Raw genomic sequence first — 21,273 nt, 5'->3', positions numbered from 1 at the left:
CCCCCCTCCACCACCACCACCACCACCACCGCCACCTCCACTGCTGGAGGACGTCTGGCTGGCCGTGTAGGCGCCGATCGAGGAGGACAGAGCGGATTCGAAACTGTCGAAACTGGGTGCACCGGAACCGTCCGTGAAGGACTGTCCCGAAGTCGAAGAATGATACCAATCAGGTTGTGGGGCAACCTGTCCGGTGAGGTCCTGATATTTCTTGGCCCACAGCGCGGCCGCCCCCGCGGCGACCGCGAACGGCAGATACGCGGTGTAGAGGTCCTTGCGTGCCGCGAAGTCGAATCGAGCCTCGGCCGCATCGGTGACCAGCATGCGGTGGAATCCGCCCGCCCGCGACCACAACTCCCGTCCTGCCTCAGTGCGCCGCGTTCCGACGCCGTCGGTCCACGAGGGCGCGGTGAGCAGGAACACCACTGCGAAGGGAATCACCCACATGGTGGCCGGGAAGAGGAATCTGAAGACGGCCATGCCCGTGAGGATCAGCGCGATCACGCTGACCACCCGCACGATGTACTCCACGCGGCGCTTCACCACCAGACCCTGCCCCAACGCCCATTGGCGCACCGCCTGGTCCTGCGCCGACTTGGCTTCCGACAGCCGCTCCCCCGACTTCACCGAGCCGTTGGCGTCGAACTCGCCGCCGGGCTTGTTGATCTTCAGCGCGGACGCCAACGTCAGGCTGATGGGGTCGATGTCGGCCCAGTCGGCGAGCTTGGCGTCGTTGCGGATCGACCACTTCTTGTCACCGACCTGATTCATCTCGATGAGGCCGCGGTCGGCCAGGTGGAACAGCGTGGCGGTGACGGCGTGGCCGCTGACCGACTCGGTGCGGATGTACTCGGTCTGCACGGGGCCCAGGCCCTCGGGCGGCGCGTACTGCAACGGGAACCCCGGCGGCTTCTCCACCGTGCTCCGATACAGCAGGGCCGCACCGATCGCACCGAGAATCGTCACGCCGAGCATCCACTGGACCCCGGACACCGACCGCCCCAGGATCCGGTCGAATTCCCCGCCCCAGGGCAGTTCGGCCCGGGGTGGCGTGGGCATGTCCAACCCGGCCCGCACGGTCACCGGGGTGCGCGGTTCGAGCCCCTCGGTCGCCACGGTGAGTGTCCTGCCGTCGGCACTCAGCTGTGCGCACGGCTCACCCGTTCCCACTCCCACCGAGCACTGTGCACCGGTGATGGCCGCGGGCAGGGTCACGGTGACGGCGGAGCGATAGATGTAGTTGTCCCAGCCCGGCGGGATCACATTCCAGAAGAACACCGTGGGCGGTGTGCCGTCGATCGCGCCGGTGTCGCTGGCGAAACTCCTGGCCGCCCCGGTGTCGCCCGGATCCAGGACTCCCGGGACGGTGTAACGGATCTCGAAGATGTGCTCGCCGTAGTCCAGGTAGCTGTCCGGGTCACCGATCTTCGCGACGCGGAACCGGTCCCCGTTGCGCCACAGCAGTTCGTACGGGATGGTCTCGCCGTCCATCAGGATCGAGGTGATCTCGGGCACCTGGCGGATGCGGGAGTTGTTGGGATTGAGCACATCCCAGTAACGGAACAGGCCGTGTCTGCCGCTGGGGAAGTTCGTGGTGATCGTTTCGGTCGCGGTCATGTTGCCGTCCACGTCCACCTGATAGTCGGCGACGTAGTCGGTGATGGTCACCGGATCCGACGGCGGGTCGGCGTTCTCGTCGGGTGCGTCGGTGAACACCGCGGGCCACAGCACGGCGGCAGCGAGCAGGAGGAACAGGATCGTCCACTTGATCAGCCGTCCCAACCAACCCATGCATCACCCCGACTCTCTGTGCTGGGCTACACAATAAGGGCAACCGCGTGATCCGCGAGCCCAGAACTCTCCACACAGGTTTCCCCTCGGTTGGTGGCCCTCAGCCTATGTGCAGTGGATCCACCTGAACTCGCACCAATTCATGGTCCCGGCGCGCGCTGAGCACCCCGGTGGCACGCCGAAGGGCCGACGCCAGGTCCAGGCCCTGGCCGCGTCCCACGCGCACCAGCATGCGGATCACCTCGGCGTCGGGGTCCAGTCCGGCCGGGCGACGGGCGCCGACGGGCAGGTCGACTGGGCCGAGGACGTCCATCGGCCCCGCGAGGTCACCGGGCAGCCCCGCCGCCTCCAGCAGCGCCGTGACCCCATCGGAGGTCCCGTCGAGGGCCGCGATGTGCACACTGGGCGGCAGACCCACCTCGGCGCGGCCGTCGAGTTCGGCCTCGGCCGCCCCCACCGGGTCCCAGCGCACCAGGGACTGGACCGTGGGCAGCGACGCCTCGGCCACCACGACCACCGTCCCGCCCTGGGAATGGGGACGCACCAGGGCGGCCGCCGCGAGCCACCGGCGCAGTGTGTCCTCCGCGGCGCGCAGGTCCTGTCGCCCCAGCAGCGCCCACGCGTCCAACAGCAGTGCCGCGCCGTAGCCCTGCGGTGCACACGGTTCGGCACCCGGTGTCGCGACCGCGACCACCGGACCATCCTCGACCGTGCTGACCATCGACTCACCTGAGGACGTGACGATCGTCGCCCCCGGGAAGGCGCGGCCCAACTCCTCTGCGGTCCTGCGGGATCCGATCACGACGGCCCGCACCGCATCCGAACCGCAGCGCACGCAGCGAAGTGTCGAATCGTGACGCCCGCACCATCGGCACACCGCGCCGGTGGTGAGCCGATCGGTGAGCGAAAGCGGGCCCGTGCAGTGTCGGCAGCGGGCCACGGTGCGGCATTTCGCGCACGCCAGTGACGGCACGTACCCGCGCCGCGGCACCTGCACCAGCACCGGTCGCTCGGCCTGCAGTGCGGTGCGAGCGGCCTGCAGTGCGACCGAGGGCAGACGTGCGGAGTGCGCGGCGGCATCCCGCTCCTGCTGGAAGCCGTCGTTCTCCAGTGCCACCACGCGCGGCGCACGGGCCCGCAGGACGGGGCGCGTCGCCACCAGATCGTGGGCCCATCCACTGCGCACCAGGGCCTGCGCCTCGGCGGTGCGGGCGTAACCGCCGATCACTGCGGCACAACGCATCTGGTGCGCCCGCAGCATCGCCACCTCACGCGCGTGCGGATAGGGCGCGCGAGGCTCGGCCAGGGTGTCGTCGCCGTCGTCCCAGACCAACACGAGGCCCAACGCCGTCACGGGCGCGAACACCGCACTGCGGGTGCCGATCACGACCGAGGCGTTGCCGCGCAGGGCCGCCAGCCACCGCCGGTAGCGCGCGGAGGGGCCCAGGCCCGCGGAGAGCGCGACGACCGTCGAGGCCGCATCCTTGCCGAGTCGCGCCACGGTGCTCGCATAGAGGGCGTCGACGTCGCGCTGATCGGGGACCACCGCGACGACGCCGCGTCCGCCGCACACCGTCGCCGCGGCCATGTCGGCGAACCGGTCGGCCCAGGACTCCCCGGGCAGCGCCTGCCACACCGCGCGCACGGCCCGCGCCTCGGCGAGCGCCGTCAGGAACGACTCCCCTCCGCGATATCCCGACCACGGCGTCGGGTCCGGGGGCTCGAACGTCAAAGGTGTTTCCGCCGTCGCGGTGTCGCGTTCCGCGCGGGCGTGCCGGGGTGGGATGGCCAGCCGCAGCACGTCGGCACGGGTGCCCGCGTAGCGTGCCGCGACGGCGTCGACCAGCCTGCGGATCTCCGGGGTCAGCACCGGTTCGGCCGACACCACCCGATCGAGCCAGCCGAGTTTCCCGGCGTGGTCGGTGTCGCTGCGCCGTTCCAGGATGAACCCGTCGACCAGCCGACCGTGGAACCGCACTCGAACCCGGACCCCGGGTTGGGCGTCATCGGACTGTTCGGCGCTGACCAGGTAGTCGAACTCGCGATCCAGGTGCGGCACCGTGAGCATCGGCAGCACCCGGGCGATGGGTTCGTGCTCGGCCGCTGTCCGGGTACTGGTCACCGCACCAGTTCAGCAGGCCGCACCGACGTACGCCGAAAGAGCAGGCCCGCGGTGATCATGACCATCGCGGCCGCATAAGCCCACCAGATCGGGACCGCCAGCAGTTGATCGTGGCGGACGAACTCCGAAATGCCGATCATCGAGTCCGACACCGCGAAGCACACCGCACCCACCGCGGTCGACAGGGTGGGGAGGCGGGCCATCAACGCCGCGCAGACCATCGCCCCGAGCACCGTGATGTAGAGGACCACCGGCACCGTGAGCCCCTGTTCGGCCAGATTCGGCCAGAACCAGATCAGCAGCGCGATGCACGACACGACGACGGCTGCCGCGGCGGTCAGGCGCACCGGCGACGGCGACCACAGCGGGATCAGCGCCCCGAGGAAGCAGACATGGGCCACCAGGAAGGCGCCGAGACCGCCGACGAACGACGGTTCCCACCACGGGATCGCCAGCAGGAAGTCGCCCAGAGCCGAGAACAGCAGGGCCGCGACGAGCCACCTTCGCTCCCGAACCACAGGATGCGCGGCGGCCGCGGCGGCCAGCAGGACGGCCATCAGCGCCTTCGCCACGGGTTGACCGGCGAACTGCCCGGTCAGGGCTGCGCCGGCGGGTGAGGACACCGCGACGGCGATCAGGAATACACCGTAGGCGGCACCGACGACCGCACCGGCCAACCACATCTGGGTTCTGAGTTCTGGCGTGACCACCCTGCGAAGGTAGCGGACAGGCGTGGCTGGACACACCACCGAACTCCTCGCCCGGACTCCTTCGTCGCCGCGCATCGTCGTCCGACCCGGCCCACCACCGAACTCCTCACCCGACTCCTCCGTCGTCGCGCTTCGTCGTCCGGCCCAGCCCACCACCGAACTCCTCGCCCGGACTCCTTCGTCGCCGCGCTTCGTCGTCCGGTTAGGTTGGTGCGATGGCAAGCATCGATCCGATCCTTCAGCAGGTGCTCGACGTCGCACCCTTCCGGCTGACGCCCGCCGACGGGCCCGACGTGGCCCGCAAGCTGTTCGCCGACCTGCCACGCCCGGCCCTGTATCCCGATGTGCGCAGCGAGGACCGCCGGGTCGCCGGCGCGGCTGGGGACATCCCGATTCGGATCTACTGGCCGGCGCAGCACGAGTCCTCCGCGCCGGTCGTGCTGTTCTTCCACGGCGGCGGATTCGCGGTCGGCGATCTTGACACCTACGACAACGTGGCCCGGCAGCACGCCGTGGACGCCGAGGCGATCGTCGTGGCCGTGGAGTACCGCCTCGCGCCCGAATACCCGTATCCGGCTGCGGTGCAGGATGTCTGGGCCGTGACTCGCTGGGTCGGCGAACACGCCGAGGAGTTCGGCGGAGATCCGAGCCGTCTCGCGGTGGCCGGTGACTCGGCGGGCGGAAACCTCGCCGCGGTGGTGGCGCAGATGGCGCGCGACGAGGGCGGCCCGGCCCTGGTGTTCCAGCTTCTGTGGTACCCGGCGATCACCTCAGACGTCACACTGCCTTCCTTCGCCGAGAACGCCGACGCGCCGATTCTCGACCTGGCCGCGGTCGAGGGGTTCACTGCGTGGTACGCCGGTCACGTCGACCTGACGGATCCGGCCGCCCTGCCCGCGTCCCTGGCGCCCGAACGCGCGGCGAGCCTGGCTGGGCTGCCGCCCGCGTACGTCGCGGTGGCCGGACACGACCCGCTGCGCGATGGTGGCCGCTGGTACGCCGAACTGCTCGAGGCTGCGGGAGTGCCGGTCACATATGACAACGCCGACACGCTGGTGCACGGCTACCTGGCATTCGCCGGTCTGGTGCCCGCGACCACCGAGGCCAAGGACCGCGGTATGGCCGCGCTTCGCCGCGCACTGCACGACTGAGATCGGCGGCGCGCCGAGCCCGACTCCCGCGCCGAGAATGCGCTGAGGGTCGTGATCCGGCGTGGATCACGACCCTCAGCGCCATTTCGAGATCAGCTGGACCGAAGCCTGCTAGACCGAAGCCTTGAGCTCCTCGACCTTGTTCAGCTGCTCCCACGGCAGTTCCACATCGGTGCGCCCGAAGTGGCCGTAGGCCGCGGTCTGCGCGTAGATCGGCCGCAGCAGGTCGAGGTCGCGGATGATCGCGCCGGGCCGCAGGTCGAACACGCTGGTGATGGCCTTCTCGATGCGGGCGGGGTCGACGGTCTCCGAACCGAACGTCTCGACGAACAGGCCCACCGGTGCCGCCTTGCCGATCGCGTAGGCGACCTGGACCTCGATGCGCTCGGCCAGGCCGGCGGCGACAACGTTCTTGGCCACCCAGCGCATCGCGTAGGCCGCCGAACGGTCCACCTTTGACGGATCCTTGCCGGAGAAGGCGCCGCCGCCGTGGCGGGCCCAGCCACCGTAGGTGTCGACGATGATCTTGCGGCCGGTCAGCCCGGCGTCGCCCATCGGGCCGCCGAGCACGAACTTGCCGGTCGGGTTGACCAGCAGCCGGAAGTCGGAGGTGTCCAGGGTGTCGTGGTTGAGGTCGGCCAGCACGGTGTTGACGACCTTCTCGCGGATGTCCGGGGTCAGCGTCGACTCGAGGTCGATGCCGGCGGCGTGCTGCGTCGAGAGCACCACGGTGTCCAGGCGGACCGGAGTGGTGCCGTCGTACTGCACGGTGACCTGGGTCTTGCCGTCGGGACGCAGGTAGTCCAGCACGCCGTTCTTACGGACCTCGGTCAGTCGGCGCGACAGGCGGTGTGCGAGCGCGATGGGCAGCGGCATCAGCTCGGGTGTGTCCTTGATGGCGTAACCGAACATCAGGCCCTGGTCACCGGCACCCTGCGCGTCCAGGGGATCACCCGCGCCCTCGACGCGGGCCTCGTGGGCGGTGTCGACGCCCTGCGCGATGTCCGGGGACTGCGCGCCGATGCCGATGTTCACCCCGCAGGAGGCGCCGTCGAAGCCCTTGTCCGACGAGTCGTAGCCGATGTCGAGGATGCGCTCACGGACGATGTTGGTGATGTCGGCGAAGGCCTCCTTGGCCGTCGTCGTGACCTCACCGACCACGTGGACCTGGCCGGTGGTGACCAGTGTCTCCACGGCGACCCGGGACCGCGGGTCCTGAGCGAGAAGCGCGTCGAGCACCGAGTCGCTGATCGCGTCACAGATCTTGTCGGGATGCCCCTCGGTCACCGACTCACTGGTGAACAGCCGACTCTTATCGCTCACGTTCTCGTCCTTCCGGCTTCCAAAGCCTGGTCATTTAGTTTGTCGAAGCATATCGCCGCGCGATCAGACCTCGGCAGCGTCCCCAAGGGCAACACTTCTGCGCAACCTGAGCCGCACGGGCGGCGTTTAACCCCGATCCTGGAGCAGTGCCGCGACCGAGTCCACGATACGACTCGCCATCAACGTCTTCGACCCATGCTCAAGTGCCGACTCGGTGCCGTCGGCGGCCAGCAACCATCCGTCGTTGTGGTCGACCTCGAATGCTCGGCCGTCCCCGACCGCGTTGACGACGAGCAGGTCACACCCTTTACGCCGAAGCTTGGCGCGCGCGTGGAACAGCACGTCGCCGTTCGCGTCCCCGGTCTCGGCAGCAAAACCGACGATCACCCGCATATTGGGCAGTTGGCCTTCGGTGCGGGCCTGCACGGCGCCGGCCAGCACATCGTCGTTGCGGATCAGGTCGATCGAACTGGGCTCCTCGGCGCCCTTCTTGATCTTGGCGGTCGCGACGCTGGTGGGCCGGAAGTCCGCGACGGCGGCGGCCATCACCAGCGCATTGGCGTCCGGGGCGTGCTTGGACACCGCGTCGCGCAGCTGTGCCGCCGATCCGATGCGCACGACGTGCACACCTGCCGGGTCCGCCAGGCCCGCGGTGTTCCCGGCGATCAGGGTCACCTCGGCGCCGCGCTGTGCGGCCACCCGGGCGACGGCGTAGCCCTGCTTGCCGGAACTGCGGTTGCCGATGAAGCGGACGGGGTCCAGAGGTTCGCGCGTGCCGCCTGCGGTCACCAGGATTCTGGCGTCTGCGAGGTCGTGGGGCAGCGCGTCGGCGCGGGCCAGCAGGAGTTCGGCGAGGGTCGTGATCTCTTCGGGTTCGGGAAGCCTGCCCGGTCCGGTGTCCGCCCCCGTCAGACGGCCCGAGGCCGGTTCGAGGACGACGGCGCCGCGGCGACGCAGCGTCTCGACGTTGTCGATGGTCGCGGGGTGCTGCCACATCTCGGTGTGCATGGCCGGGGCGAAGAGCACCGGACAGCGAACCGTCAGCAGCGTCGCGGTCAACAGATCGTCGGCGCGTCCGGCCACCGCGCGGGCCAGCAGGTCGGCGGTCGCGGGGGCCACGACCACCAGGTCGGCCTGCTGCCCGATGCGGACATGGGGCACCTCGGGCACATCTTCGAAGACCCCGGTGCGCACCGGGTTGCCCGACAAGGCTTCGAACGTGGCGGCGCCGACGAACTTGAGCGCGGACTCGGTGGGGACGACCCGCACCTCATGGCCCGCCTCGGTGAGTTGACGAACGACAGAACACGCCTTGTAGGCGGCGATTCCGCCTGCCACACCGACGATGATCCGTTTGCGAGCCATCAGGATCGCTCTCCTCCGCTAGGGCTCACCGGTGTGGGCCTGAGTCGTTACTCGCCCTCGGTGTGCTCAAGCAGATCGGCGTGAATCTCGCGCATCGCGATCGACAGCGGCTTCTCCTGCAGGCCGGGCTCGACCAGCGGGCCGACGTACTCGAGGATTCCGTCACCGAGCTGGTTGTAGTAGTCGTTGATCTGACGGGCGCGCTTGGCGGCGTAGATCACCAGCGCGTACTTGCTCGACACGCGGTCCAGCAGCTCGTCGATCGGGGGGTTGGTGATGCCCAGCGGAGTGTCGTAGGCGCCGAACCCCGCGGCGTCGACCGCATCGGTGGCAGTCAGGGTGTCGGCGTTCGAGTTGGTCACTGAATCTCCTGGCAGATGGTGTGAAAGTGTCGGGCGGCGCTGGCTGTCGACTCCCCCAAAAAGCCCGGTTAGCGGGCCTCCGGCGCATGTCCCACCAGCAAGGATACCAATTCGGAGCAGGCGCTTTCCAATTCCCTGTTCACGACGACGACGTCGAAGTCGTCCTGGGCCGCCAGTTCCGCTCGGGCGGTGGCCAGCCGGCGCTCCATGACTTCGGGTGATTCGGTGCCCCGCCCGACGAGGCGCGCCTCCAGGGCGGCCCAACTCGGTGGGGCCAGGAAGACGCTCAACGCGGTCGGCATGGCGGCCTTGACGGCACGCGCGCCCGCGAGGTCGACCTCGATCAACACGGGTCGACCGGCATGCATGGCGGCCTGCACAGCTTCCCTCGGAGTTCCCGAGCGCTGCAGGCCACCGTGAATTTCAGCCCATTCGAGCAGCTCACCGCGCTCGATCAGGCCCTGGAACTGCTCTGCGGAGACGAAGTGGTAGTCCACACCGTCGACCTCACCGGGGCGCGGAGCCCTGGTGGTGGCCGAGACGCTGAAGTACAGCTCGGGGATTCGTTCCCGCAGACAGCGAACGACGGTCGACTTACCGACCGCGGAAGGACCGGACAGCACGACCACGCGGCCGTCCGGTCCTCCGCCAGTGTCCACTGACCGCTTAGGAGGGGTCGAACTTGTCCAGCAGCGCCTTGCGCTGCCGGTCGCCGAGACCGCGCAGGCGGCGGGTCGGGGCGATCTCCAGCTCAGTCATGATCTCCTGCGCCTTGACCTTGCCGACCTTGGGCAGGGCCTCCAGCAGAGCGGAAACCTTCATCTTGCCGAGGACCTCATCGGTCTCGGCGTCCTTCAGGACCTGCTTGAGGTTGGTGCCGCCGCGCTTGAGCCGATCCTTGAGTTCGGCTCGTGCTCGACGAGCGGCAGCAGCCTTCTCCAACGCTGCCGCGCGCTGTTCGTCGGTCAACTGGGGAAGGGCCACGATTCCTCCGTCTCATTGCCATTTCTCGCGCCGAAGACACATGGGTGTCAACGACTTGTTGTGCCTTGGCCGGGGTACGCCAGCCAGCGACGACGACCGTACCCAGGCTCTGTGACGAAATCTAACCCCACCCCCTGGTTTCGCGGTCAAAGCCCCAGCGTATTGGGGCCCACATCGCGGGGTTCAGATGCACAAGATCACCTCCGCGAACGGCTCCATGCTCTCACCGACGGTGCCTGGTTCCGTGGTGTTTGCCCAGTACAGATGCCATTTCAACGCCAGCCGACGTGATCGGCGCCGCATTGCCCAGGTCAGACGGTTCGACGGCGGCACGGGCGACGAAGTTCGCCGAAAGTCTGCGTGCGTGTCGCGGCGTGTCGGATCGGAGGCCGCTGCCTACGGCACACACATGTGTTTGACAGCCCAGTCATAGGTAGCAGACCTAACGTTCCCCGCAGTCGGGGGCGCTCGTCTCTTCTCCTGCCTCTGGAAGGAAAACGCCATGCGTCTCAAGCGCCTGACCAGCGCGTCAGCGATTCTCATCACCGCGGGACTGTCCGCCGCGGCCCTCGGGGCCGGTGTGGCGACCGCAGCGCCTGGAGGTCCGGGCGGTCCCGGCGGTCCAGGCGGCCCACCGTGCGTTCCCGGCTGCCAGCAGCCGGGCGGTCCTGGGGGTCCCGGTGGCCCGGGCGGTCCCGGTGGCCCAGATCGCCCCGGTGGGCCTCAGCAGGGTCCTCCGGGCCATCCCGGGGGCCCAGGGGGTCCGTGGGGCCCCGGCGGCCCTGGAGGGCCTCCATCGGGACCTGAGAGGCCTCCAGGCGGATTCGGCGGTCCCCCGCCGCCACCGCCACCCGGCTTGGCCTGGCGTGGCATCGACCAGGGTCGGTTCGACCACCAGCCGTTCAACTACCGCGGACGCTGGGTGACGCCCATCTTCCGGCCCGATTTCAACCACTGGGGTTTCTGGTTCTTCGGCATCTGGATCCCGCTGTGACCCAGTCCTGATCCGCGACACTCAGACCTCTGCGACGGCACGCCGTGATTCGTCGCAGAGGTTTGAGTTTCGCGCGGATTCGCGGATGACGGGGGTGCGCCGGGCCCACGACGGCACGCCGAGCGACGCCTCTCACGCGAGCCGAAGTGACGACCCCGCCGGCTCAGTTCGCGAGGTGGGCGACGGCCTCACGCATCTTCTCGGCCGCGGTGCGCAGGTCGGCCACCTGCGGACCCGCGCGCAGCACCTCGCGGGACACCGCGGGCAGAAGCTGACCGGGATGCGCGCCACCAAGTCCCCGCAGCGCCTCTGGGCGTCCGCCCTGGGCCCCGACGCCGGGCACCAGCACCGGGCCGCCGAGGCCGCTCACGTCGGGCACCGACGTCAGCGTCGCGCCGACGACCACGCCCACGAACCCGGGCGGGTCCGCGGCGTTGACGGCCGCGGCCTCGTCGACGATCGACTGCGCGAGTGTGCGACCGTCGTCGCGCACGACACCCTGCACACTGGCACCCTCCGGGTTGGAGGTGGCGGCCAGGACGAACACTCCGCGACCGTGCTCGGCCGCGGTGTCCAGCAGGGGCGTCAGTGAGCCGAAGCCCAGATACGGCGACGCGGTCACCGCATCACTGGCCAACGGCGACTCCCCCGCCCAGGCCTGCGCGTAGGCGGCCATGGTCGTGCCGATGTCACCGCGCTTGGCGTCGGACAGCACCAGCACTCCAGCGCTGCGCAGATCCGCGATGGTGCGTTCCAGCACCGCGAAACCTGCTGAGCCATAGGCCTCGAAGAACGCCACCTGGGGTTTGACGACGGCGAAGTCGGCGAACGCCTCGACGCAGATCGCACTGAACGCCGCCAGTCCGTCGGCCGTGCGCGGCAGCGACCACGCGTCCAGCAGTCCCGGATGCGGGTCGATGCCCAGGCACAGAGGTCCGCGGGCCGCGACGGCCTCGGCCAGCCGGACCCCGAACCCCGCCACCGTCAGTGCCCGTCCAGTGCGGCGTGCAGTTCCTGCAGGGAGCGCACCCCGATGTCACCGCGGATGCCGGCCTCGATGCCCTGCACCGCGGCGGACGCACCCTGCACCGTTGTCACGCACGGGATGTTCATCTGCACTGCGGCGGCGCGGATCTCGTAGCCGTCGACGCGCGGCCCGGAGTTGCCGTACGGCGTGTTGATCACCATGTTCACCTCACCGGCGCGGATCGCGTCGACCGCCGACATGGCGGGACGTTCCGAACTCGGCGACTCGAAGTGCTTACGCACCTCATCGCACGGAATCCCATTGCGCCGCAGCATCTCCGCGGTGCCCTCGGTCGCCAGAACCCGGAAACCCAGGTCTGCCAGGCGCTTCACCGGGAACACCAGGGAGCGCTTGTCCCGATTGGCCACCGACACGAACACCGTGCCCTTGACCGGCAGCGACCCGTAGGCCGCGGTCTGGCTCTTGGCGAACGCCGTGCCGAAGTCGGAGTCGATGCCCATGACCTCGCCGGTGGACTTCATCTCCGGTCCCAGCAGGGAGTCGACGTTGGAACCGTCGGACTTGCGGAACCGGTGGAACGGAAGCACGGCCTCCTTGACCGCGATCGGGGCCTGCGGTGCGGGACTGGCACCGTCGCCCTCGGCGGCCAGCAGACCCTCGGCGCGCAGTTCGGCGATGGTCGCGCCGAGCATGACCCGTGCGCAGGCCTTGGCCAGCGGCACCGCGGTGGCCTTCGAGACGAACGGAACCGTGCGACTGGCGCGGGGATTGGCCTCCAGCACGTAGAGCACGTCGTCCTTGAGGGCGTACTGCACATTGAGCAGGCCCACCACACCCACACCGTGCGCGATGGCCTCGGTGGCGCGGCGCACCGCGGCGATGTCGGTGCGGCCCAGCGTGACCGGCGGCAGCGCGCACGCCGAGTCGCCGGAGTGGATGCCGGCCTCCTCGATGTGCTCCATCACGCCGCCGATGTAGACCTCGGTGCCGTCGCACAGCGCGTCGACATCGATCTCGATGGCGTCCTCGAGGAATCGGTCGACCAGCACGGGGTGCTCGGGCGAGAGTTCGGTGGCGCGGGTGATGTAGTCCTGCAGGGTCTGCTCGTCGTAGACGATCTCCATGCCCCGCCCGCCCAACACGTAGGACGGCCGGACCAGCACCGGATAGCCGATGTCGCCGGCGATCTTGCGGGCCTGTTCGAAGCTGGTGGCGGTGCCGAAGCGGGGCGCGGGCAGGCCCGCGTTGGTGAGCACCTCACCGAACCGGCCACGGTCCTCGGCCAGGTCGATGGCCTCGGGCTTGGTCCCGACGATCGGCACACCGGCGTTCTCGAGGCGCTCGGCCAGTCCCAGCGGGGTCTGCCCGCCGAGCTGGACGATCACGCCGACGACCCCGGGACCGCCTGCGCCGGACTCGGATTCGGCACGGTAGACCTCGAGGACGTCCTCGAAGGTCAGCGGCTCGAAGTAGAGGCGGTCGGCGGTGTCGTAGTCGGTGGACACGGTCTCGGGGTTGCAGTTGACCATGATGGTCTCGAAGCCGGCCGCGCTGAGCGTGGTGGCGGCATGCACGCAGCTGTAGTCGAATTCGATGCCCTGGCCGATCCGGTTGGGTCCCGAACCCAGGATGATGACCTTGGGCTTCTCAGTCTGCGGAGCCACTTCGGTCTCGGCCGCGGGGTCCAGTTCGTAACTGCTGTAGTGGTAGGGCGTCTTGGCCTCGAACTCCGCGGCGCAGGTGTCGACAGTCTTGTACACCGGATGGATGCCGAGGCGCTCGCGCAGCGCACGCACGCCGGTCTCGCCGGCCAGTTCCGGGCGCAGCGCCGCGATCTGACCGTCGGACAGGCCGTGGTGCTTGGCGCGGCGCAGCAGGGCTTCGTCGAGAACCGCGGCGTCGGCGAGCTCCGAGCGCAGGTCGACCAGGCGCGCGATCTGGTCGACGAACCACGGATCCACGCCGGAGGCCTTCGCGACGCGTTCCACGGAGGCACCGAGGCGCAGCGCGAGTTCGATGTCATAGAGCCGACCGTCGGTGGGTGTCTGCAGGCGGGTCAGCACGGCCTCGACGTCGTCCTCGAGGTCGGGCTTGGTCCAGAACCCGGCACGCTTGGTCTCCAGCGAGCGCATGACCTTGCCGAGCGCCTCGATGAAGTTGCGGCCCAGCGACATCGCCTCACCGACCGACTTCATGGTGGTGGTCAGCGTCGCGTCGGCACCGGGGAACTTCTCGAACGCGAACCGCGGCGCCTTGACGACGACGTAGTCCAGCGTCGGCTCGAAGCAGGCCGGGGTCTCCTTGGTGATGTCGTTGACGATCTCATCGAGCGTGTAGCCGATCGCGAGCTTGGCGGCGATCTTGGCGATCGGGAACCCGGTGGCCTTGGACGCCAGCGCCGAGGACCGCGAGACGCGCGGGTTCATCTCGATGACGATCAGGCGACCGTCCTTGGGGTCGATCGCGAACTGGATGTTGCAGCCGCCGGTGTCGACGCCGACTTCGCGCAGAATCGCGATGCCCAGATCACGCAGCTTCTGGTACTCCCGGTCGGTCAGCGTCATCGCGGGCGCGACGGTGACCGAATCCCCGGTGTGCACACCCATCGGGTCGAAGTTCTCGATCGAGCACACCACCACGACGTTGTCGCGGCCGTCGCGCATGAGCTCGAGTTCGTACTCCTTCCAGCCGAAGATCGACTCCTCGATCAGCACGTTGGCCGAGGGGGACGCGGCCAGGCCGTCGCCGGCCATCCGCTCGACGTCCTCGATGCTGGCGGCCATACCCGAGCCCAGGCCGCCCATCGTGAAGCTGGGCCGCACGACGACCGGCAGGCCCAGTTCGGCGACCGTCTCACGGACCTCGTCCATGGTGTAGCAGACGCGGCTGCGCGCGGACTCGCCGCCGACCTTGGCGACGATGTCCTTGAACTTCTGCCGGTCCTCACCGCGCTGGATGGCGTCGAAGTCGGCGCCGATCAGCTCGACGTCGTACTTCTCCAGGACACCGTTCTCGTACAGCGCGACGGCGGTGTTGAGCGCGGTCTGCCCACCGAGGGTGGCCAGCAGCGCGTCGATCTTGTTGCCGCGCTCGGCCTGTTGGGCGATGACCTTCTCGACGAACGCCGGCGTGATCGGCTCGACGTAGGTGTGGTCGGCGTACTCCGGGTCGGTCATGATGGTCGCCGGATTGGAGTTGACCAGGCTGACCTCGAGGCCCTCGGCGCGCAGCACGCGGCACGCCTGGGTTCCCGAATAGTCGAATTCGCAGGCCTGTCCGATGACGATCGGGCCCGAGCCGATCACCAGGACGTGCTTGAGATCAGTGCGGCGTGGCATTACTTCTTCCCTTCACCGCGAGCGGGCGTGTCGGTGCGCCGACACGCCGTCACGGGCGTACAGATGTGGTCGCTCGCGGAGCTTGAGGTCACTTCTCCCCCGCCATGAGATCGAGGAACTGGTCGAACAGGTACTCCGCATCGTGCGGACCCGCGGCGGCTTCGGGGTGGTACTGCACCGAGAAGGCCCGGCCGTTGGCCAGCCGGATGCCCTCCACGACACCGTCGTTGGCGCAGGTGTGGCTGACGACGCCGGTGCCGAACGGGGTGTCGAACTCCTCGCCGGCCTCCCCTTCGAGCGCGAAGCCGTGGTTCTGCGCCGTGATCGCGACCCGGCCGGTGATGTGGTCGATCACCGGGATGTTGATGCCGCGGTGCCCGAAGGTCATCTTGTAGGTCGATCGGCCCAGAGCGCGGCCCAGGATCTGATTGCCGAAACAGATGCCGAACAACGGGATCCCGGCGCCGAGCACCTCGCGGGTCACCGCGACGACATGGTCGGCGGTCGCGGGGTCACCCGGGCCGTTGGACAGGAACACGCCGTCCGGCTTGAGATCGGCGATCTGCTCGAAGGTGGTCGACGACGGCAGCACGTGGCTGCGGATCCCACGGGCCGCGAAGTTGCGCGGCGTGTTGGTCTTGATGCCCAGGTCCAGCGCGGCGACCGTGAACCGGTGTCCCCCCTCCGCCTCGACGACGTAGCCGTCACGGGTGCTGACCTCGCCCGCGAGGTCGGCGCCCAGCATCGCGGCCTGCCCGGTCACCCGGGCGACCAGTTCGTCGATGTCGGCCAGGGCCGCACCCGAGAAGATGCCGGCCTTCATCGACCCGCGGGTGCGCAGGTGCCGCACCACGGCGCGGGTGTCGATGCCCGCGATGCCGACGATGTTCTGGCGGACCAGTTCGTCGTCGAGGGTTCCGGTGGCCCGCCAGTTCGACGCGCGCGGCGACGGGTCGCGCACGGCGTACCCGGCGACCCAGATCTTGTCGCCGCGGCTTTCGCCGTCCTCGTCGTTCCAGCCGGTGTTGCCGATCTGCGGCGCGGTCGCGACCACGATCTGCCGGTGGTAGCTGGGATCGGTCAGGGTCTCCTGATAGCCCGACATCCCGGTGGAGAACACCGCCTCACCCAGAGTCTGGCCCACGGCCCCGAACGACGTGCCGGTGAACACCCACCCGTCCTCGAGTACCAGGACTGCCTTACTGCCGGTCATGCGATCTCCGCTCCATCTGATGCTCCGTCTGTTCCCCCCGACACCCACTCTGCGTACTCCCGACGGTCGTCGGCCCGGAATCCGGTGTCGATCTCGGTGCCCGAGGGCAGTCGCCAACGGATCGCCAGGATCCCGTCGTGGGTCATGGCCTTGCCCGCGATGCCGCGCTCGGTGCGGATGGCGACGATCGACTCGTCCGGGATCCAGATCGGCGTCGCGCCACTGCGCTGCACCATCACGCCCTCGGGGTAACGCGTGAGCACGGCCTTCGAGCGATACCCCAGATCCCCCACCGCTATGCGGTCCTGCCAGCTCGGCGCGAACGTGCTGCCGACGTAGAGGCCCTTGACACCCGGGATCAACGCGGGCCCGACGGTGTCGGGCAGGCCCGGCATCTGGCCGAGCAGCGCGACCTGCCGTTCGGCGCGGTGGCGCCAGCCCCGCAGCACGAGGTGGATGAGGAACGCGATCAGCGCCGCCACCACGGCCGCGAAGACCAGCGAGCCGATCAGCGTGGGGGTGTTCATCGCTGGCCCCCGCCAACCTCGCCCCGCAGGGCGGTGATCTTTCCGCGCAGCAGTGTCGCGGTCACCACGGCGGGCAGCGTCATCTCCTCGTACGGGGTGTTGGCCGACCTGCTCGCCATCTCCGCGCCTGCCACGGTCCAGGTGGCCTCGGGGTCGACGACGGTGAGGTTGGCCGGCTCACCGACCTCCAGCGGCCGGCCCTGATCGGGCAGCCCCGCGATCCGGGCGGGCTCCTCGCTCATCACCGCGGCCACTCCGCGCCAGGTCAGCAGGCCCGGGGCGACCATGGTCTCGGCCACCACCGACAACGCCGTCTCGAGTCCGAGCATGCCGGGGCGGGCGACCGAGAACTCACAGCACTTCTCGTGTTCGGCGTGCGGCGCGTGGTCGGTGGCGACGCAGTCAATCACGCCGTCGGCCAGGGCCTGCCGCAGGGCTTGGGCGTCGGAGGCCTCCCGCAGCGGCGGGTTGACCCGGTTGACGCCGTCGTAGCTCGCCAACCGCGTGTCGTCGAGCAGCAGATGATGCGGAGTGACCTCGGCGGTGATCGAGATGCCCTGCGCCTTGGCCCATTTGAGGATCTCGACGGTGCCGGCCGTGGAGGCGTGGCAGATGTGCACCCGGGCGTCGGCGTCGCGGGCCAGGATCGCGTCGCGGGCGACGATGGACTCCTCGGCCGAACGCGGCCATCCGGCCAGGCCCAGGCGCGCGGCGTTGGGACCCTCATGGGCCACGGCGCCCACGGTCAGGCGCGGTTCCTCGGCGTGCTGGGCGATCAGCACGCCCAGTCCCTTGGCGTACTCCAGTGCGCGCCGCATCACCAGCGGGTCGTGCACGCACTTGCCGTCGTCGGAGAAGATCCGGACCTGACCGGCACCGTTGGCCATCATCGCCATTTCGGTCAACTGCGTGCCCGCCAGACCGACGGTGACAGCGCCGACGGGGTACACGTCGACCAGGCCGACCTGCTGGCCCCGGTTCCAGACGTGGTCGGTGACCACCGGCGAGTCGGCCACCGGGTTGGTGTTGGCCATCGCGAACACCGCGGTGTATCCACCCAATGCGGCTGCGGCCGAACCGCTTTCGATGGTCTCGGTGTCTTCGCGACCCGGTTCGCGCAGGTGTGTGTGCAGGTCGACGAAACCCGGCAGCAGCACCTGCCCCGTCGCCTCGATGACCGTGGTGTCCCCGTCGGTGGGCAGGCTCGGGGCGATCTCGGCGATCTGGCCACCCTCGACCAGCACGTCCACGGCGTCACCTTCGCCGTAGAGCCGGACCCCTCGAATCAACACGCTCACGCGACCACTTCCTCAGCACCCACCAGCAGGTGGAACAGCACCGCCATCCGCACATGCACTCCATTTGAAACCTGTTGCAGCACAGCCGACTGCGACGAATCGGCGACCGCCGAGGCGATCTCCATGCCGCGCAGCATCGGCCCGGGATGCAGCACCACGGCATGGCCGGGCAACAGGGCCTGACGGCGTTCCGAAAGCCCGTAGAGCACCGAGTACTCGCGCTGCGACGGGAAGAACCCGCCGTTCATCCGTTCGGCCTGCACACGCAGCATCAGCACCGCGTCGGCGACGGGCAGTTCGGCGTCGAGGTCGTGCGACACCGTCACCGGCCAGTCGGCCACCCCGACCGGCAGCAGCGTCGGCGGCGCCACCAGCACCACCTCGGCACCGAGCGTGGCCAGCAGCATGACGTTGGACCGGGCCACCCGGCTGTGCAGGATGTCGCCGACGATCACCACGCGGCGGCCCTCGATCGAGCCGAGGCGCTGACGCAGCGTCAACGCGTCCAGCAGTGCCTGCGTGGGGTGTTCGTGCGTGCCGTCGCCGGCGTTGATGACCGACGGGCCGCCGTCGGCGCTCGCGGTCCACTCGGCCAACTGCTGGGCGGCCCCCGAGGCCGGATGCCGGATGATCAGGGCGTCGGCCCCGGCTGCCCGCAGGGTCAGCGCGGTGTCCCGCAACGACTCGCCCTTGGCCACCGAGGAGCCCGACGAGCTGACGTTGATCACGTCGGCGCTCATCCATTTGCCCGCGACCTCGAAGGACACCCGGGTGCGGGTGGAGTTCTCGTAGAACATCGTGATGACGGTGCGGCCGCGCAGCGTCGGGAGCTTCTTGACCTCGCGGCCCAGCAGCGCCTGGCTGAAGCGGTCGGCGTCGTCGAGGATCGCGGTCGCCTCGTCACGGGTGAGGTCGGACGCGGTCAACAGGTGTTTCATCGAGCGGGACCTCCATGGGGGGCGATCTTCACGCCGTCCTCGCCGTCCTGCTCGACCAGGCGCACCTTGACGTTCTCGCTGCGCGAGGTGGGCACGTTCTTGCCGACGTAGTCGGCCCGGATCGGCAGTTCGCGGTGGCCGCGGTCGACCAGCACCGCCAACTGCACCGCGCGGGGGCGGCCGATGTCACGCAGGGCGTCGAGCGCTGACCGCACCGAGCGTCCGGAGTAGAGCACGTCGTCGACGAGGACCACGAGGGCGCCGTCGATGCCGCCCTCGGGGATCGAGGTGTCCTCCAGCGGGCGGGGCGGCTTGGTGTTCAGATCGTCGCGGTAGAGCGTGATGTCGAGGGCACCGCTGGCGACCTGCACACCGGAGAACTCGGCGATGTTGCGGGCCAGGCGGGACGCGAGAATGACGCCGCGGGTGGGGATTCCCAGAAGAACCACGCGAGGCGCGTCGGCGCCGTCGAGCGCGGTCTTCTCGATGATCTGGTGGGCGATGCGAGAGACGGTGCGACTGACGTCCGCGGGGGACATCAGTTCCCGGTCATTGTCTTCAGAGCCCACGAGTGAGCCTGACCTCCTTCTCCGCCTCTCTGGACGGTCCGTTAAAGGATGTCGAACTGCCGGGCAGCTTAGCAGCACTGAGTACGCTCGACTAAATGACGGGAAGCCCGATCGACGACTTCGAAGCGCTCTATCGAAGCGAGGTTCCGGCCCCTTGGGACACCCACGGGCCGAAGGAGAACGTCATCGCCTGGCATGAGTCCGGACTGGTGCACGGCGACGTCCTCGACATCGGCTGTGGCCTGGGAGACAACGCCATCTTCCTGGCGCAGCAGGGACACCACGTGACGGGTCTGGACTTCGCCCCGACCGCGATCGCCACGGCCGAACAGCGGGCTCGCGACGCCGGCATCGAGGTGACGTTCGGTGTGGCGGACGCCACGAAACTCGAGGGGTACGCGGGCGCGTTCGACACCGTCGTCGACAGTGGCTGCTATCACTGCCTCGACGACGAGGCCAAGTCCAGCTACGCCCGGGCCGTGCACCACGCCACCCGGCCCGGTGCGACCCTGCTGCTCAGCGCGTTCTCCGACGCCAACGCCGAAGCCGGGGACTGGCCGCGGCCGATGGTCTCGGAGCAGACCCTGCTCCGCACGCTGCAGGACGCGGGCTGGCATGTCGCCGCGCTGGATTCGGTCACCATGCCGATCGACGAGGGACTTCCCGCGATCATGTGGTGGGTGCGCGCGCACCGTGGGCCGGTCACCTGAGCCCCACAGCCTGAGCCCCACCCTCGGCGCCCAGTAACCTGAACCACGTGGTGAACCTCGACGGCAACGCCGCCTCCATTCGCGAGGCCTGTGATGCGGGTCTGCTGGCCGGGGCGGTGACCCTGGTGTGGCAGCGCGGAGAAGTGCTGCAGGTCAACGAGGTCGGCTATCGCGACATCGACGCCAACCTGCCGATGCAGCGCGACACCGTCTTCCGGATCGCGTCGATGACCAAGCCGGTGACGGTCGCGGCCGCCATGTGCCTGGTCGACGAGGGCCGCCTGTCCCTGCGCGATCCCGTCACGCGGTGGCTGCCGGAGTTCTCCGACATGCGTGTGCTGACCGACCTGCGCGGCGGGCTGGAGAACACCGTGCCGGCGCGGCGCCCCATCACGATCGACGATCTGATGACCCACCGCAGCGGGCTGGCCTACCAGTTCTCGGTCCCCGGTCCGATCGCTCGCGCCTACGCCCGGTTGCCGATGCGCCAGGACCAGGACCGCTGGCTCTCCGAGCTGGCCGCACTGCCGCTGGTGCACCAACCGGGTGACCAGCTGACCTACAGCCACGCCACCGACGTGCTGGGCATCGTGCTCTCCCGCCTCGAGGGCAGGCCCCTGCACCAGATCCTGTCCGAGCGCATCTTCGAGCCGCTGGGCATGACCGACACCGGTTTCTTCCTCTCCCCCGAGGCGCGTCGGCGCGCCGCGACCATGTACCAGCTCGACGCGCAGAACACGTTGAAACACGATGTCATGGGGCCCGCTCCCATCGTCGCGCCGCCCGTGTGGCCGGGCCGCGCCGGGCGGTGGGGGCCCCGGGCAGCCTGACACATCATAGACGCCCAGGATAATCACGACGGTGTCCTCGACGGCACCCCCTGCTCTCCG

The 21,273-nt window shown here is 69.3% G+C and carries 18 protein-coding genes and 1 pseudogene; 4 read left to right on the top strand and 15 right to left on the bottom strand.

The features are described 5' to 3' along the window. From A5727_RS05940 to A5727_RS05930, 3 genes are all read right to left on the bottom strand, one after another. On the bottom strand, positions 1-1,791 hold a 1,791-nt coding region (locus A5727_RS05940), incomplete at its 3' end, for a DUF2207 domain-containing protein (protein WP_068246113.1). Between the two features lie 100 nt (positions 1,792-1,891). After that, on the bottom strand, positions 1,892-3,859 hold the full coding sequence (locus A5727_RS05935; RefSeq protein WP_082949623.1) for a primosomal protein N': 1,968 nt from the start codon (positions 3,857-3,859) through the stop codon (positions 1,892-1,894). Between the two features lie 50 nt (positions 3,860-3,909). Continuing rightward, positions 3,910-4,596, bottom strand: a complete 687-nt coding sequence (locus A5727_RS05930) for a lysoplasmalogenase (RefSeq protein WP_068246107.1) — start codon at positions 4,594-4,596, stop codon at positions 3,910-3,912. Positions 4,597-4,838: 242 nt separating this feature from the next. Between A5727_RS05930 and A5727_RS05925 the strand changes: the two genes are divergently transcribed. Beyond that, the gene (locus A5727_RS05925) at positions 4,839-5,774 is read left to right on the top strand and encodes an alpha/beta hydrolase (protein WP_068246106.1); all 936 of its coding nucleotides are present in this window, start codon (positions 4,839-4,841) and stop codon (positions 5,772-5,774) included. Between the two features lie 111 nt (positions 5,775-5,885). Here A5727_RS05925 and metK read toward each other — a convergent pair whose 3' ends face one another. The 5 genes from metK to mihF all read right to left on the bottom strand — a co-directional run bounded on the left by metK (position 5,886) and on the right by mihF (position 9,808). Continuing rightward, the gene (gene metK / locus A5727_RS05920) at positions 5,886-7,097 is read right to left on the bottom strand and encodes a methionine adenosyltransferase (RefSeq protein WP_068246103.1); all 1,212 of its coding nucleotides are present in this window, start codon (positions 7,095-7,097) and stop codon (positions 5,886-5,888) included. A 126-nt stretch (positions 7,098-7,223) separates the two neighbouring features. Further along, positions 7,224-8,462: a bifunctional phosphopantothenoylcysteine decarboxylase/phosphopantothenate--cysteine ligase CoaBC gene (gene coaBC, locus A5727_RS05915; protein WP_068246100.1), complete on the bottom strand. Its 1,239-nt coding sequence runs from the start codon at positions 8,460-8,462 to the stop codon at positions 7,224-7,226. A 47-nt stretch (positions 8,463-8,509) separates the two neighbouring features. Continuing rightward, positions 8,510-8,824 (bottom strand): DNA-directed RNA polymerase subunit omega, encoded by a 315-nt coding sequence (gene rpoZ, locus A5727_RS05910; protein WP_068246097.1) that lies wholly within the window; start codon positions 8,822-8,824, stop codon positions 8,510-8,512. Between the two features lie 68 nt (positions 8,825-8,892). After that, complete coding sequence (gene gmk / locus A5727_RS05905; RefSeq protein WP_068246095.1) at positions 8,893-9,483, bottom strand: guanylate kinase; 591 nt, start codon at positions 9,481-9,483, stop codon at positions 8,893-8,895. A gap of 7 nt (positions 9,484-9,490) precedes the next feature. Continuing rightward, the gene (gene mihF, locus A5727_RS05900; protein WP_068246092.1) at positions 9,491-9,808 is read right to left on the bottom strand and encodes an integration host factor, actinobacterial type; all 318 of its coding nucleotides are present in this window, start codon (positions 9,806-9,808) and stop codon (positions 9,491-9,493) included. Positions 9,809-10,310: 502 nt separating this feature from the next. Between mihF and A5727_RS27785 the strand changes: the two genes are divergently transcribed. Continuing rightward, positions 10,311-10,802, top strand: coding sequence for a hypothetical protein (locus A5727_RS27785; RefSeq protein ID WP_197507600.1), 492 nt, complete (start codon positions 10,311-10,313; stop codon positions 10,800-10,802). Positions 10,803-10,965: 163 nt separating this feature from the next. On the opposite strand, the gene pyrF is transcribed toward A5727_RS27785, so the two are convergent. The 7 genes from pyrF to pyrR form a co-directional block, all read right to left on the bottom strand. Next, positions 10,966-11,784 (bottom strand): orotidine-5'-phosphate decarboxylase, encoded by an 819-nt coding sequence (gene pyrF, locus A5727_RS05890; RefSeq protein WP_068246083.1) that lies wholly within the window; start codon positions 11,782-11,784, stop codon positions 10,966-10,968. 2 nt (positions 11,785-11,786) lie between these two features. Then, complete coding sequence (gene carB / locus A5727_RS05885) at positions 11,787-15,128, bottom strand: carbamoyl-phosphate synthase large subunit (RefSeq protein WP_068246082.1); 3,342 nt, start codon at positions 15,126-15,128, stop codon at positions 11,787-11,789. An 88-nt stretch (positions 15,129-15,216) separates the two neighbouring features. Next, on the bottom strand, positions 15,217-16,341 hold the full coding sequence (carA, locus tag A5727_RS05880) for a glutamine-hydrolyzing carbamoyl-phosphate synthase small subunit (protein ID WP_068246077.1): 1,125 nt from the start codon (positions 16,339-16,341) through the stop codon (positions 15,217-15,219). Further along, positions 16,338-16,868, bottom strand: coding sequence for a PH-like domain-containing protein (locus A5727_RS05875; protein WP_068246074.1), 531 nt, complete (start codon positions 16,866-16,868; stop codon positions 16,338-16,340). Before A5727_RS05875 ends, carA begins: the two co-directional genes overlap by 4 nt. Continuing rightward, a complete protein-coding gene (locus A5727_RS05870) occupies positions 16,865-18,166 on the bottom strand; it encodes a dihydroorotase (RefSeq protein WP_068246071.1) in 1,302 nt (433 codons plus the stop codon). The genes A5727_RS05875 and A5727_RS05870 overlap by 4 nt, the downstream gene beginning before the upstream one ends. Further along, positions 18,163-19,104, bottom strand: coding sequence for an aspartate carbamoyltransferase catalytic subunit (locus A5727_RS05865; RefSeq protein WP_068246068.1), 942 nt, complete (start codon positions 19,102-19,104; stop codon positions 18,163-18,165). The genes A5727_RS05870 and A5727_RS05865 overlap by 4 nt, the downstream gene beginning before the upstream one ends. Then, positions 19,101-19,673, bottom strand: coding sequence for a bifunctional pyr operon transcriptional regulator/uracil phosphoribosyltransferase PyrR (gene pyrR / locus A5727_RS05860; protein ID WP_068246063.1), 573 nt, complete (start codon positions 19,671-19,673; stop codon positions 19,101-19,103). The genes A5727_RS05865 and pyrR overlap by 4 nt, the downstream gene beginning before the upstream one ends. Before the next feature lie 95 nt (positions 19,674-19,768). Between pyrR and A5727_RS05855 the strand changes: the two genes are divergently transcribed. Beyond that, the gene (locus A5727_RS05855; RefSeq protein ID WP_068246060.1) at positions 19,769-20,383 is read left to right on the top strand and encodes a class I SAM-dependent methyltransferase; all 615 of its coding nucleotides are present in this window, start codon (positions 19,769-19,771) and stop codon (positions 20,381-20,383) included. Positions 20,384-20,433: 50 nt separating this feature from the next. Beyond that, a pseudogene (locus tag A5727_RS05850) lies at positions 20,434-21,189 on the top strand (serine hydrolase domain-containing protein); the annotation flags it as partial. Positions 21,190-21,273: the final 84 nt, after the last annotated feature.

It is taken from the genome of Mycobacterium sp. ACS4331 (assembly GCF_001667265.1).
Lineage (GTDB): Bacteria > Actinomycetota > Actinomycetes > Mycobacteriales > Mycobacteriaceae > Mycobacterium.
Note: the sequence above shows the minus strand (reverse complement) of the source record. Positions and strands in the feature narration are given on the sequence as shown.

Excerpts from the sequence above, each read along its gene's own strand:
- carA (WP_068246077.1), bottom strand. The coding sequence starts at position 16,341 with ATGACCGGCAGTAAGGCAGTCCTGGTACTCGAGGACGGGTGGGTGTTC.
- coaBC (WP_068246100.1), bottom strand. The coding sequence starts at position 8,462 with ATGGCTCGCAAACGGATCATCGTCGGTGTGGCAGGCGGAATCGCCGCC.
- A5727_RS05925 (WP_068246106.1), top strand. The coding sequence starts at position 4,839 with ATGGCAAGCATCGATCCGATCCTTCAGCAGGTGCTCGACGTCGCACCC.
- A5727_RS05930 (WP_068246107.1), bottom strand. The coding sequence starts at position 4,596 with ATGTGGTTGGCCGGTGCGGTCGTCGGTGCCGCCTACGGTGTATTCCTG.
- A5727_RS05865 (WP_068246068.1), bottom strand. The coding sequence starts at position 19,104 with ATGAAACACCTGTTGACCGCGTCCGACCTCACCCGTGACGAGGCGACC.
- A5727_RS05875 (WP_068246074.1), bottom strand. The coding sequence starts at position 16,868 with ATGAACACCCCCACGCTGATCGGCTCGCTGGTCTTCGCGGCCGTGGTG.
- A5727_RS27785 (WP_197507600.1), top strand. The coding sequence starts at position 10,311 with ATGCGTCTCAAGCGCCTGACCAGCGCGTCAGCGATTCTCATCACCGCG.
- A5727_RS05855 (WP_068246060.1), top strand. The coding sequence starts at position 19,769 with ATGACGGGAAGCCCGATCGACGACTTCGAAGCGCTCTATCGAAGCGAG.
- A5727_RS05935 (WP_082949623.1), bottom strand. The coding sequence starts at position 3,859 with ATGCTCACGGTGCCGCACCTGGATCGCGAGTTCGACTACCTGGTCAGC.
- carB (WP_068246082.1), bottom strand. The coding sequence starts at position 15,128 with ATGCCACGCCGCACTGATCTCAAGCACGTCCTGGTGATCGGCTCGGGC.